The sequence below is a fragment of the Neorhizobium sp. USDA 3394 genome, assembly GCF_056280385.1.
The window spans coordinates 936,679-949,986 of record NZ_JBWCDU010000002.1 but is presented as its reverse complement, the minus strand read 5'-3'; the positions used below and the strand labels follow the sequence as shown (position 1 = coordinate 949,986).

Annotated in this window: 12 protein-coding genes; 4 read left to right on the top strand and 8 right to left on the bottom strand. The window is 60.2% G+C overall.

The window, feature by feature from the left end; all coding sequences use genetic code 11:
• Positions 1-7 precede the first annotated feature (7 nt).
• From ACZ9EJ_RS26105 to ACZ9EJ_RS26090, 4 genes are read left to right on the top strand one after another with little or no spacing between them, the layout of a single operon-like run.
• Entirely contained in the window at positions 8-1,036 is a 1,029-nt protein-coding gene (locus ACZ9EJ_RS26105) for an ABC transporter permease (RefSeq protein WP_046630268.1), read from the top strand.
• Positions 1,033-1,935, top strand: coding sequence for an ABC transporter permease (locus tag ACZ9EJ_RS26100; protein WP_046630266.1), 903 nt, complete (start codon positions 1,033-1,035; stop codon positions 1,933-1,935). Before ACZ9EJ_RS26105 ends, ACZ9EJ_RS26100 begins: the two co-directional genes overlap by 4 nt.
• Positions 1,922-2,767, top strand: a complete 846-nt coding sequence (locus ACZ9EJ_RS26095; RefSeq protein WP_046630264.1) for an ABC transporter ATP-binding protein — start codon at positions 1,922-1,924, stop codon at positions 2,765-2,767. The genes ACZ9EJ_RS26100 and ACZ9EJ_RS26095 overlap by 14 nt, the downstream gene beginning before the upstream one ends.
• Positions 2,764-3,501, top strand: coding sequence for an ABC transporter ATP-binding protein (locus tag ACZ9EJ_RS26090; protein WP_046630262.1), 738 nt, complete (start codon positions 2,764-2,766; stop codon positions 3,499-3,501). The genes ACZ9EJ_RS26095 and ACZ9EJ_RS26090 overlap by 4 nt, the downstream gene beginning before the upstream one ends.
• A gap of 144 nt (positions 3,502-3,645) precedes the next feature.
• On the opposite strand, the gene ACZ9EJ_RS26085 is transcribed toward ACZ9EJ_RS26090, so the two are convergent.
• The 8 genes from ACZ9EJ_RS26085 to ACZ9EJ_RS26050 all read right to left on the bottom strand — a co-directional run bounded on the left by ACZ9EJ_RS26085 (position 3,646) and on the right by ACZ9EJ_RS26050 (position 13,089).
• Positions 3,646-3,912, bottom strand: coding sequence for a hypothetical protein (locus ACZ9EJ_RS26085; protein ID WP_046630260.1), 267 nt, complete (start codon positions 3,910-3,912; stop codon positions 3,646-3,648).
• Between the two features lie 87 nt (positions 3,913-3,999).
• The gene (locus ACZ9EJ_RS26080) at positions 4,000-4,236 is read right to left on the bottom strand and encodes a hypothetical protein (protein WP_046630258.1); all 237 of its coding nucleotides are present in this window, start codon (positions 4,234-4,236) and stop codon (positions 4,000-4,002) included.
• An 865-nt stretch (positions 4,237-5,101) separates the two neighbouring features.
• Positions 5,102-6,013, bottom strand: a complete 912-nt coding sequence (locus ACZ9EJ_RS26075) for a class I SAM-dependent methyltransferase (RefSeq protein ID WP_046641007.1) — start codon at positions 6,011-6,013, stop codon at positions 5,102-5,104.
• On the bottom strand, positions 6,010-6,726 hold the full coding sequence (locus ACZ9EJ_RS26070; RefSeq protein WP_052754096.1) for a ThiF family adenylyltransferase: 717 nt from the start codon (positions 6,724-6,726) through the stop codon (positions 6,010-6,012). Before ACZ9EJ_RS26070 ends, ACZ9EJ_RS26075 begins: the two co-directional genes overlap by 4 nt.
• Before the next feature lie 64 nt (positions 6,727-6,790).
• Entirely contained in the window at positions 6,791-8,239 is a 1,449-nt protein-coding gene (locus ACZ9EJ_RS26065) for an aKG-HExxH-type peptide beta-hydroxylase (protein ID WP_476100101.1), read from the bottom strand.
• Positions 8,240-8,510: 271 nt separating this feature from the next.
• Positions 8,511-10,208: a S8 family serine peptidase gene (locus ACZ9EJ_RS26060; protein ID WP_046630252.1), complete on the bottom strand. Its 1,698-nt coding sequence runs from the start codon at positions 10,206-10,208 to the stop codon at positions 8,511-8,513.
• Positions 10,209-10,240: 32 nt separating this feature from the next.
• Positions 10,241-11,263: a phosphatase PAP2 family protein gene (locus ACZ9EJ_RS26055; protein ID WP_046641005.1), complete on the bottom strand. Its 1,023-nt coding sequence runs from the start codon at positions 11,261-11,263 to the stop codon at positions 10,241-10,243.
• A 35-nt stretch (positions 11,264-11,298) separates the two neighbouring features.
• On the bottom strand, positions 11,299-13,089 hold the full coding sequence (locus ACZ9EJ_RS26050) for an AfsR/SARP family transcriptional regulator (RefSeq protein WP_255736498.1): 1,791 nt from the start codon (positions 13,087-13,089) through the stop codon (positions 11,299-11,301).
• Positions 13,090-13,308: the final 219 nt, after the last annotated feature.

Here is a 13,308-nt window from a genome sequence, read left to right as displayed (position 1 = left end):
GCCGATCATGAAGGAACTTTCGTTAGGCGAGCTGGGACGACGACTTATCCATCTCATCGTCAGCCTGTTCATCCTGTTGTGCGTCACCTTCGTGATCGGCCGCGTTATGCCGACCGATCCGGTCGGGGCCATTGTCGGCGAACTCGCCGATCCGAAAGCCTACGAGGCCATGCGCGTCAGGCTTGGCCTCGATCTGCCCCTCTACCAGCAATTCTTCGTCTATGTCTGGGGACTGCTGCATGGCGATATGGGCACAGCCATCCTGACCGGCAACGCGGTCACCAAGGACCTGTCCCAGGCATTTCCGGCAACGCTGGAACTTGCGACGCTCGCGGTGTTGATCTCCACTCTGATCGGCGTTCCCCTCGGCCTGGCGGCCGGTCTTTTCAGGGATAGCGCGATCGACAAGTTTGCCCGCGTCTTCGCGCTGGTCGGGCATTCGATCCCGGTCTTCTGGTTCGGTATCGTTGGGCTGGTCATCTTCTATGCCAGCCTCAATCTGGTCGGCGGGCCTGGCCGCGTCGATGTCTTCTACGAAGGCCTGATCGAGCCGACCACGGGGCTAATGCTCGTCGACAGCCTGCTCGAAGGCGAGACCGAGATATTCTGGAACGCCCTGTCGCACATCATACTGCCGGCCTGCATCCTGGCCTACATGGCGATGGCCTATATCACGCGCATGACCCGGGCGTTCACGCTAGAGCAGCTCAACCAGGACTATGTCATCGCCGCACGCGCCAAGGGCGTCGGCCCGGTCCGCACCGTTATCGGCCACGTCCTGCCCAATATCGCCGTCCAGCTGATCACGGTCCTCGCGATCTCCTACGGCAACCTGCTGGAAGGCGCGGTGGTGACGGAGATCGTATTTTCCTGGCCGGGCATCGGCCAGTACATGACCAATGCCCTCATGATCGGCGACATGAACGCAATCCTTGCGGCAACCATCGTTGTCGGTTTCATCTTCATGTTCCTGAATTTCGTTGCAGACATTGCCTACGCGCTTCTTGATCCGCGTACCCGGGAGGCCGCACGATGAGCAATATAGTCCAGGACGACGCCATCATCCGGCCGCCGGCAATCGGCACCCGGATATGGAACTCGACCTCCCGCATTCTGCACAAGCTCGCCGACGAACCGCTTGGCATGATGGGTTTCATCATCCTCGCCATCCTGGTTGTGGTCGCGATCTTTGCGCCGCTGATCGCGCCTTACGATCCCGCGGCCCAGACATTGAGCGACGCGCTTCAGCCTCCGAGCTTCGCGCATCTGGCCGGCACGGACGAATTCGGGCGCGATATCTTCAGCCGCCTCGTCCACGGCACGCGCATCACGATCCAGACGGTCCTGTCCGTCTCGGTGATTGTCGGCCCGATCGGCCTGGTGATCGGTGTCGTCGCGGGCTTTTTCGGTGGACGCACCGATGCCATCCTGATGCGTGCCACCGATATAGTCCTGTCGTTTCCGTCCTTGATCCTGGCGCTTGCCTTCGCCGCTGCTCTCGGGGCAGGCTTGGGGACCGCGATCGTCGCCATTTCGCTGACCGCCTGGCCACCGATCGCCCGGCTCGCACGCGCGGAAGCACTCGTCGTGCGCAACGCGGATTACGTGGCGGCGGCCCGGCTTTACGGCGCCTCACCGTTGCGCATCCTGCTTCTCTATATCGCCCCGATGTGTATTCCCTCGGTGATCGTGCGGCTGACGCTCAACATGGCGGGCATCATCCTGACGGCGGCTTCCCTCGGCTTCCTTGGCCTTGGTGCGCAGCCGCCGCTGCCGGAATGGGGCGCGATGATCTCCAGCGGGCGAAAATTCATGCTCGATTACTGGTGGGTCGCGGTGATGCCCGGCGTCGCCATTCTGCTGACCAGCCTTGCCTTCAACATCGCCGGAGACACGCTTCGCGATCTATTGGACCCGCGCCATGCCAGATCTTGATGAAACGCCTGTCCTGTCCGTTCGCGACCTGAACGTCCGCTTCGGCCGAAACTCCATTCCGGCGGTCTCCAACGTCAGCTTTGATGTCGGGCGGGAGCGCATCGGCATCGTCGGCGAATCCGGTTCGGGCAAATCGACAACCGGCCGCGCCATCATGCGGCTCCTGCCGCAACGCGCCGCCGTGACCGCCGAGCGAATGGATTTCCTCGGCAGCCCGTTGCTGGAAAAGACCGAACGGCAGATGGGAGGCCTTCGCGGCAAAGACATCGCCCTGATCATGCAGGATCCGCGCTATTCGCTGAACCCTGTCCTGACCATCGGAAAGCAGGTTGCCGAGGCCGCAAAGCTGCATCTTGGCGTCCGCGGCAAGGATGCCGTCGCGCGTGCCCGCGACATGCTGGCGAGAGTGCGCATCAACGATCCCGATCGCGTCCTGTCTCTTTACCCGCACCAGATATCCGGCGGCATGGGCCAGCGCGTGATGATTGCGATGATGCTTCTGGCGCGCCCCAAGCTCGTGATCGCCGATGAACCGACGTCTGCGCTCGACGTCAGCGTCCGCAAGGACGTTCTGATGCTGCTTGATGAACTGGTACGGGAGAACAATTCCGGCCTGATCCTCATCAGCCACGACATCCGCATGGTCGCAGCTTTTTGCGAGCGCATTCTGGTCATGTATAGCGGCCGCGTCGTCGAAACGCTGAGCAGGCTCGAAGATGCGGCGCATCCCTATACCCGAGGCCTGATAGCCGCGATGCCGGATCCCAAACATCCCGTCCGGCGTTTGAAGGTCCTCGATCGCAAGTCCATCGAAGTGGAGACCAATCCATGATCAAGGTCGAAAACCTCGATGTCGTCTATGGTGCCAAGGATAAAAGCAATCATGTCGTACGCGGCGTCAGCTTCGCCGTAAGCCGCGGCGAAACGCTGGGCATTGTCGGTGAATCCGGTTGCGGCAAGTCGACGGTGCTGCGTTCTCTTGCCGGCCTCGAGGGCGCATGGACCGGATCGATATCGTTTGACGGCAAGCCGGTCGGCAAGGTGCGGACACGCGAAGAGCTGAAACTTGCCCAGATGGTGTTTCAGGACCCCTACGGTTCGCTGCATCCGCGCCATCGCATCGGGACCGCGCTCGCCGAACCCATCAGGTCGATGGGCGGTGGCGATGGTTGGGCAAGGGTCGCGGAGGCACTGCAACAGGTCGGCTTGCCGGCGCATTTCGCCAGTCGTTTCCCGCATGAACTTTCCGGCGGCCAGCGTCAGCGCGTAGCGATCGCACGGGCGCTGATCCTGTCGCCGCCGATCCTGCTTCTCGACGAGCCGACCTCGGCGCTCGATGTCTCGATCCAGGCGGAGGTACTCAATCTGCTGGCAGACCAGCGGGAGGACCGCAATCTGACGTTCATCCTTGTCAGTCACGATCTCTCCGTCATCTCCCACATGTGTGATCGGGTCCTGGTCATGCAGAACGGCGTATTTGTCGACGAACTCAGCAGAGAGGATCTTCAGGCGGGCGTGACCCACGCGAGCTATTCCCGCGAACTGTTCGAGGCCAGCTTTTTGTAGACCGTCCACTCCGAACCTCACCCGGGCGATGATCCCAGTTCGTTGAGCCGCATATGGTGGGGAGCAGGAAGAAACATGGCGAGAGCCGCCAGCGACAGAAAAAGCGCCGGGAAATCCCGGCGCTCTATGTTCGAACCTTCGGTATTAGCGGGCGCGCATTAGCCCGTCGTAATAGTCACCGCTGTCGATCATCGGAGACGCCGGAATCTCGACACGCCGATCGCGCTTCAGCGGCGGATAGCCATAGCGGGTGACCGAGGGAATGCCCAGGGAATCCGCCGTGACCGCCAGCTGGCCGCGGTCGCGAGAAGCGCCCTCATAATATTCGCCTTCCTGCGCAAAGGCACTGCCGCCTGCAAGGGTGGATACCATCAGGGTGGCGAGGATGGTGGAGATGACAGAGTTTTTCATAGTCGTTGTTCCTTGTTTAGCCTGATCGGCTTCTGGTGCGACCCGCCGATCGATGTCTTGAATGGACTGTTTGGATGCTTCCGGGATCTACTGCCGTTCGTCGCCGGGAAGCCGGTTGTCGCGACGGGTTGGGGCCCGGACCTGCGCCACGTCACGCGTGGCATCGGCCTTTGCCGCGGTTTTGGCGGCATCCGCCGGGGCGGTGAACGAAACTTCGGTTCCCGAAGTCAGCCGATGGCCGTCATAGGCAAGGACCTGTCCGGCAAACGAAGCCATGCAGGCCGCGGCGATGATGAAGGCAATCTTCTCTATAGGCACAGTCATTTTTTCACTCCATTGTTGGCGAAACCCGCTTCTGCGGGCGTCGTGATGATTTCAAGTCTGGTGAGACAGCAGTCGCTGTCATCAGTTTCCGAATGACTGGAGGATCTCCTCTCGGCCCGTTGAACGGTGTTGCCGAAGCTCTCCGTGAGCTCATCCTTCGGAGACGAAAGTAGGCATGAGGATCTGCCTCACCGGCTTGAAGCGTTTGTGAGCGTATATTCTCCTGCCGATCGGTTGAGTGCTGCCGGGGACGGCCAATGCCAGCCAGCCGGACCGTGTTCTCCACCGCCTTTCGTGATGAGACTTTCTCTCGAACCCGTCATCGCCCCGCCAGCGCGGCGTTAAACTTCCGTAAAAAATCACGGCAGCGGGAAAAGTAATGGGGAGGCGCTTCAACTAGAATTTTTCGCGCCAGCGAACGGTCCTAGATCTTCCGGTTTAATATATAAAAAATCAGAACTATTATAGGAATTATTTCGTAATCATACATAGCAATGCCTTAAATAATCTGACTTTAATTCATATTATACTCGCGAGAAACCGCCCGGACGAATCGGGATAACTGAAGGTTTCCCGATCTCGTCTCGTGCGGAATGTGTGTGGGGGCGCGATATTGTGATTGTGTCAGGCGGTGCCGGACACCCCGGATGCTATGGGTCATGATGACCGCGATCGAAAGGGAATGCGCGCCGGACCGTCTCTCGGGGACGCTCCCGACGTGACTGACGGTGCAAGCTTGGCTGAGATCGAGGAATTTATCGAAACATTCCGGTCGTGAAAGCTCGGCTTCCACCACCAGAATGTTGTTTGAAAGGGACAGATGCCTTCAGGAAGCCGTGCGAGACAATGTGGGTCTATCGCGATCTTACGAGTATGCGCTTTGCAGGCGAACCGCCCTTGCCGCCTCCATCCAAAAACTGCGTGCGGCAACAGTCGGGTGACGAACGGAAACATGACGATTGGACGTCACCGCTTCCAGCGCCATCGGGACTTCTGTGCGTTTGCGTTGCCTCACGCCTTCGGCACCGATCCGTTCGCCGGCGCGCGCGACCAGCAGATAAGGGTGTCGGTGATGCGCGAGCTTGCTGATCAGCCGGCGGCGTTTCGCCATCGCCTCCGCCAGTTCCTGCATCTTCGGAACCGTGTGCAGAATATCGCGCGCCAGCCGGGCTGCGGCGCTGTCTTCGAAATGGAACCGAGGCAGCCGCTTGATCTTCCCGACGCTCAATCCCGCGTCTTCGTGCACGGCCACGATGTCGTTCAGTCCGTCAGGCATCCACCCCAGGCCGAACGTTTCTTTCTCCTCCTGGCGAAGGCAAGGAGGTGCATCGGCGTCGTAGACATAGTGGCAATCCATCAGGAGACCGCCCGGCCTCAGGCATCTCGCTACCATCCGGTAGAGATCCAGCGGACGCTCGAAAAAGGCAGCACTTCCTCCGCATATGATCACATCTGCCTCCGACATAACGCCTGGGAGCGCGGCAATATCGACGCAGGAAAACATCGCCGTCGAACCCTCCAGCCGTGCGACCTCCCGCGCGACGTCGATGATCGCCGGATTTTCGTCCACGCCGATCACTTCGGCTCGTGGGAAAGCCCGTGCAACCCTGCGGCTGATCCAGCCGGTATTGCAGCCGAAGTCGACGATTTTGCGCGAGCCGCTGGGAAATGCGGCAAGGATCGCCTCCATCATTGCTTCCCCGCCGGGCGGTACGTTCTTCTGTTTCAAGGCGGCGACGATCGAGAAATAGTAGTCCTGGGAAGAGAGGCTCTTCATGGTTGACATACCTTGCAATCGAGGTGCTTGGAAACGGGGTGGAGCGCGGCGTGGCCCATGGCAGGATTGAAAACCCAGCGATGGCCGCGCAATGAACTACCCTGGGTGAGGCGTTCGATGGCGATCTGCGAAACCGCAAAACAAGCGATCAGGGCGTTGTCAGCCGGCGACGGCGGGACTTCGCGCCCAGTGTCGACCGATTCTGGCAATGTCGCGCAACAGAAAGGGCAGGCATCGTCCGGCTGCGCCACCAGTGGCCCGGCGACATAAAACGAGCCGGTCTGGCCGACATGCAGGTAAGGCGGAGGCACGGGCTCCGTTGCGTGATATTCCGCCAGAAACTGGCGGGCCAGGGAGTCATCGTCTTCTGCAAGTATCAGGAAAGGTTTGCGTGTGCGGGCCAGAGTGAGCCGGGCAGCTTCCGCCCCATCGGTAAACTGGGTCATGATCGCGACCGCGGCGGAAAATCGCGAGGCGAGATAAGTTGCCAGCCGGTCGCTCTTCAGTCGACCGGCATCCTCCGCCGCCCCCCGGCTCATCCGTTTTTGGCTGCTCGCTTCGATACGGTCGCCGTCCACCAGGAAGAAATTGCGAGCCCCGAGCGCTGCAAGCTGGGAGGCGATCTGGGAGCCGAGGCCTCCGCATCCGACAATTATGAAATCCGTATCGTGAATGACATCAAAGAGATCGGCATGATGTTCGAAGGCTCTCATGATCGTTTACCTTGCTTGTACCGGTCGGGAACTGCTGAGAATTCAGAGCAACCTCGCCCACCCATCACGCATGCTCCATCACTATCGAAGCTGACGTTCCCGCCAGCGCGACATCTGGGAAGGATAACTCATGGGGAGGCTGCCTGGCGGCTTTGCGGATCGTATGGAGCCGTCCATGGTACCAGAGGCTCAGGCCATCGCCGCTGCCCTGCAGCATCGGGCGGCCCATTCTTGGGTCGATGGGCTGCTCCCCCCGCAGAAGCACCTGGCCTAGATCCCAGGCCTGACGATCCACGACACACATGCGCTGGGCATAATAGGCCTGGCGCCGCGCCGGCGGCTCGCAATCCAGAAGCCGGTCGATGAGCGCCAGGATTGTGGCGCCCCAGGATGGAATGACGGCGATGTCCCGGAGGTCGAGAAGAACATCGCCGCCCAGACGCTCGATCCCCTCGCGGGCGATATCGATGAGCGGAATTAGGCGGGCAGCATACGCAATGACAAAAGCTGCTTCCCGCGCGCGGTGCTCAGGCGGTGCTCTGAAAGGCAAGCATGCAATGCGGACGGCGCACTCCCAGGGAATGGCGTAGGCCGTATGCAGGATGCTTTCGAGCGTCTGTAAACTGTGTGTGTATGGCGATACGTATCGCAGCTCGGTGGGCAGCGATAACGGCGCAGCCGCCGTATACAGCCGTAAGAGGACATGCCCCGCTTCGCGCAGAAGCTCCGCGGCGGTCGCCGGATAGTCTTCGGCGTCCAGTTTTTCCTGCGACAGGACCGCGACGGCACTCCCCGGCAGGTCACCGGAGCTGGAGAACAAGCTTATCGCACCACGCCGGGTGCCAATATAAAGTGTGTGAAGCCCTGCAGTGAGCCGTTGATGGCCACCGGGATCGACGTTCGAGATCAAGTCGATTGCCTTGGTGAGATGATCGTCGATCCGGTCCAGGTCATGGTCACTCATCTGGGCCTGCTCGAAGCCGGGATCGGCCTGCCGGCAATGAGCGATGCGCTTGCGCATCGTGCGGCTCGCTTCCAGACTGTCAATCGGGACAAGGCCGATACCACAGGCAAGCCGGCGGGCAGGACGGCGTTCGAGCGCAAGGTCTTCAGCAACAAGATCAGGCTGCAGGCTGTAGTCCACAACCTCGGAACTGGCGCCATCGACGTAGCTTTCCAGCCCCCGCTGAAGCTCGTCCATCCAAGCCGCCAGCGCGGGAGACCGGTAGGGGTCGCTTCGCACGGGCAGGAAGGCTGCGGTGGGCAGGAACGCGTCGGCATCATGATATCCGCCATCGGCAAGGCCTGGGAAATAACGGGCCAGCGCCTCGACCCTTTCTCCACAACCCGGCAGTTCGGAAGCAGCAGCCAGAATTCGGGCATAACGAGGCCGCTGTTTCAGCATGTTGCCCGTTGCGGCCGCATTCACGAAACCGGACTTTGAAAAGAGCGGATTGCGCTGGAGCAAGGCTCTGGCCTGATCCGCCAACGGCTCGATCTGATAAGCAGACATCTTAAGCTCTCCTCGCCCCAGGCGCATCAAACCTCATCATGAGGCGCGCCACTTCAGGGAAGATTAGTTGCTGCCAGAACCGGCCGTACCGACGGCCTTCCGGCTTGAAACCACGATCTCGTCTAGTCTTCCGTTGAGAAGAGCTTCTTGCGGACCCGTCATCGGCACGCCAGCACCGCGTTAAACTTCCGTGAAAAGGAAGCTTCGCCGACAAAAAAAGCCCCCTTTTTTAGGGGGCTTCAATCCTGGTCATCCTTGCTGAGGAACGGCCTCACGGGGACAAGACGGCGGCGATGGCTGCAGGGACATCAGGCAGGCCGAACCCGAAGAAATAGCTCATATCGAGAGCATCTTCGCCATCCGCATTCATGCAGTCGGCGGTCAATGCGCGTATTCCCGGTGCGACCACCGCATCCAGCCGAGCCGTGGACTGGAGGATTGACTTGACGGAAGGGCCGGAGAGCCGTGCATCGCCACCGTTCCGGGTCTTATGGGCTCGCTGGATCAAGGCGCATATGCCCCCCACCTGTGCGGAGGCTCCCGACGTGCCCCCGAACGTGGTGTAGTAGCCTCCACCAATGCCGGGATTGGCTGCCGACGGCACCAGGGACGACCATGGATCCGCACCCCGGTCGTAACCGAATGCGCCGGGAAGGTCGGTCGTCAGCAGCGAGAAGTGAGAATACTTATATTCCCGCAGCCCGAATGCCTCATGGTCATGTTGCGCAGCGAATGGGGACAGGCGGTCAACGCGCAACTGATGACGATTGAAGACTTCGCCGTCGTCGGATGGCGAGACGACCGTAAGCCCCTCACCGTAATTGCTGTATCCCGAGCGGTAACCCTCGACGGTGACCGCGCCGACGGCGATTATCCCGTTGTCGTCGGCGGCCAGATTGGCCGGGTAGATCAACTGGCTTTCACCGCTGTTTCCCGCAGCGCATACGATTGGAATGTGATGACTGATGGCAACGATGAGTTGCTTGAGGATATGCCAAGCTCTATCGGGGTTTGATCCCTTTTGCGGGGCTTTGGGCTCCAGCTCGAAGCCCCCCTGCTCAGCCAAAGAAATACGCGCGAACAGATCGGCAGCAATCTGATTTTTCCAGCGTTCGAGATCGGCCTTCAATTCGTTCTTCGGAATAACCCGACTGCGCTTCGGGTCCGGCAAGCCGCGTGGCAGGACGATGACATCGACGCGCTGATGATAGGCGTAGAGGAATGCGGCTATGAATTGCAGGACGTCGTCCTCGAAAGACGTCCTGATCGAGATCACCCGCGAGAAGGGATCGACACCGAAATAGGGAAGAACGTTGCGATTGGCGCTCGGGCATGGCGTGCCGCCAGCACCGTAGAATACACCCTCGGGGAGAGCCGAGGGACCTCCGTCCTGCGTCGCCACGGCCGGTTCGCCGGCGATCAGGCCGGCACAGCAGGTGCCATGGGAAGCAAAAAGCGACTCCGGATTAAACAGTCGTCGCACGACACCCTGCGAAGCCGCGTATTCCGCGACAATGTCGTCGAGATATTCCCGATCATCGTTGGACAGGCCGAGATTTCCCAACGGCGCGATATCAAGCCCCGAGAAGAACGCCTGCTTTTCTTCACGGTCGAAGGATGTGGTCGCATCGAGGATTTCGGCGACGCGCGAACCGTAGCGGTGGCTCGTAAGGTCGATCGAGGCTTCGCGATCAAGCCGGGTCGCCAAATTCGGATGATCGGGCGCAATCCCAACATCGATCAACGCCACGCGGGCGGGATGGATAAGACCGGCAGCCGCAATCGTGTCCCAGACACTTCCCCCGATCTGCGGGTCGGGGACCGGACGCGCCGCAGTCTCGTTCTCGGACGGCGGAACGATCGGCGGCGAACCGTAGTCGGCATCGATGACGCCCAACGCGGTCAGATGCCAGAGATAGTAGTAGTTCATCGGCGCGGCTTGCGGCGCTTCCATGTCGGCGGACGTCATGATCTTCGTTCTCCCCAAAGAATAAATCGGCCTCAAACCCATTCGTCGTGGACCGCCTGGAAAAGCGGCCCGAACGCATCATGGAGGTACGGAGCGAAACGCCGCGCCAGGTCCCGGCCGGCCTGCGTATCGCTCGGATAATGCAGCCCGGCCCATTCGCGATTTTCAGCGACGTTCTGCGCGATACGGGCGAGTTCGTCCGTTGCCGGATGTTCAGGCAGGATCGTCGAAAAAGCGAACGCGATCGAAAAGCACTGGAAGGCATGGTTGCTGGGATAGGATTCGTGCACCGGCACCGGCAGAAGCGGTCGCAACAGGGATTCGAACTGGTTCGGCCGGAGCCTGTTGAACTGGCTCTTGTAGAGAAGCCCGACATATTCGCAGGCGGTCAAGATCGCCTGAAACAATCCCTCGGTCTGTTCGTACCCGCCGATGTCCTCGATATACAAGGCGCGGGTAAATTCCGACACGGAAATGGTCGCCTCGGCCTCGATGTCTGGCAATCGCCTCGCCCGCTCTCGATCGCGCCGCTGCATGGAAAGCAGCACCGCCGATTCCAGCCGGGTATAGTCCGGGCCGGGCGGTGGCAGGATGTCGAGCATTTCCCAGGTAAAGCGCCGCGCGGCCGTGAACGCGTTGCGCGACGGCTGCTGGTGCAATCTGCGCAATTCGAACGCTGGAATGAGTTGCGATACGCCGAGACTCGCGCCGTCCATAGTCGACTTGTTTTTGTTCTTATTCTTATTTTTGTTTTTATTCTTGTTCTTGTTCAGCGTAGCCTTGTTGAGCACCGACTTGTTTGCGACGCCCTTGTTGAGAACCGAGGCAGCTGCCATCGTCGCCATCATCAACGGAGGCTCGTCTATGGATAGGTCCTCCTCAGGCATATCGGCCGGCGCGGATGGAACCGGAGGCGGCGGCTCCACCGCCTCAGGAATGGCCTCGATGGGCCTCGGTTCGCAAGGCAGGACCGTATCAGGCTCAACCCGAAATTTAAATGAATTCATAAATTCTACAATTTTAGATTGCATCTCCAAGTTTGTTTCCCCTACCATGCCCCAGTCTCCCATAATGAGATCATCGTGATGCCTTAGCGAATTCTGGCGCCAGCCTTGATCAGGCCGTCGAGCAACAGCTTTCCACCGCCCGTGCTGAGCAACGGATAGCCCGTGCCGCGAAACGAGGTTATGGAAAACCCGTTTTCAACCTTGTCGAGCCGTTCCACATATTGGCGCGCGGCCTCCAAATTGCCCGTGTGAGCGTGGCTGGAAGCCAGATAGCGCAACAGGCTATTGAAGTTCGGCCGGGAATGGAGTGCATCCTCGCCTGCCGTTATTGCCGCCACGTGGTCGCCCGCTAACCCGGCGCTGATGCATTTCGTTGTATCGAAGTAATATTTATGAGGGCTGTAGACGCCGAGCTCCTGCACCCAGCGCGCCATCGCACTGGCCTTCTCCGGCTGCCCCGCATAGCAATGCAGCATGGCATAGAGATCCCAACCGAGCGGCAAGGCCGGGTTCAGACGGATCGACTTTTCGAACAGACCGGCTGCGTAATCGTACTCCCGGAACAGGAAAGAATGCACATGCCCGACCAGCGCCAGCGAGACGGAGTTATTGGGATCGAGTTCGAGAGCCTTTCGCGCATAGGCCTGGGCCTCCTCGATCACATGCGCATCCAGCGCGCTAAAGCGCTGGCCGACCTGGAATGTGCGGATGAAGGATAGCCAGGCGAAGGCAGACGCTCGAGGCTGATAGTGAATCTGCTCCTGCAGCTGCCTTTCCGCTTTATCGAGATCGCCTCTCGAAAGCCGGAAGATCGCGTTGACCGCATCGATGAAGAGACCATCGCGGGTCAGGCGACCGTCGCCGGCGCTCATCTCCTGGTACAGCGACAACTGGTCGACCGCCTGGCTGATCAGAGCCGCCGCGATCCCGTATTCGGACCTTTCCATCTGGGTGCGTCCGATCATACGGCTGCCGAGCCACATGATCCGGTTGTCGAGCAGATGCTTGATCGCCAGTTCCACCAGCACCTGACTGCCATCGAATGTCAGCCGCAGTTGAAGGCACAGTGGAAGACCCATCTTCCGATCCGGCTGGCCAAGGTGCGGATCGAAGGAGAGATCGGTAATGCCGAGCCCCAATCCGTCGAAGATCGCCTTGGCGAGCAGGTTCTGGAATTGCAGTGCCGCGATCTGCCCGCCATCTCCGGCGCCGATGACAATCGGCGGCCGGAGAGCGATGGTCCACTGGATATTGTCCGGCGACGGGGGCTTGTCCGGATCATTGCCCACACCTGCCGAGGGAATATTGGCCGGCCGCTGGTCAGGCAAGCCTGTCAAAGGTAATAGCGCCGAGAGCGTGCTGACGTCGCGGCGAGGTTGCTGCCGAGGTTCGAAAACATCGTCGACGCGCCCTTCTTCGACGCGTCGGTACCAGTTCTGCCTCTCGACCGTCAGCCAGTCTTCGAATTCAGGATCGCGGATATCCATGCCTTCGAGCAATTCGTCGGTGATCTGGTCGACAAGGCGCTCGCTGCGCAGCATATCGTCGGTGTCGAGCGCGATGCGGTCCATGTCCAGCCACACGGTGTTCTTGTCGGCGATGATGAGATCGCGGGACGAACCGAGGGCTTTATGAATATCCAGCAGGGCCTGTCTCAGGCTGGCAGCCGCCTGATCCTCGGATCGGTCGCTCCACAATTTGTCTCTCAGCCACACCCGCGAGCGGGATCCCCGCGCAGACAGAGCAAGCATTGCAAGGATCGCCTGGGCCTTCTGGGACCTGGGTGTGGCGGATTTCCCTTTGCTGTCGACGAGACTGAACGGGCCAAGCAGGTACATCCGGAACACTGCATGTTTTGCATCCATGCGATCCATTGGCCCAACTCGTCTTGTGCCCCTCTCGATCATCTCATCGAACCTGGGCTGCCCGTCCAGCAGACAGTCTGACACAAAAGCGGTCCTTGACAAGAGCGCGACAGGCACGACGGCCGGTCGGCAGCGCATGTCAGCGTTGTGGCCATTAACGAGTTGAAGCATATAGAGCATCCCTGGAAACCGCACGCCTGCCCTAGCGCGCCGCAGTCAAAGCAGCGT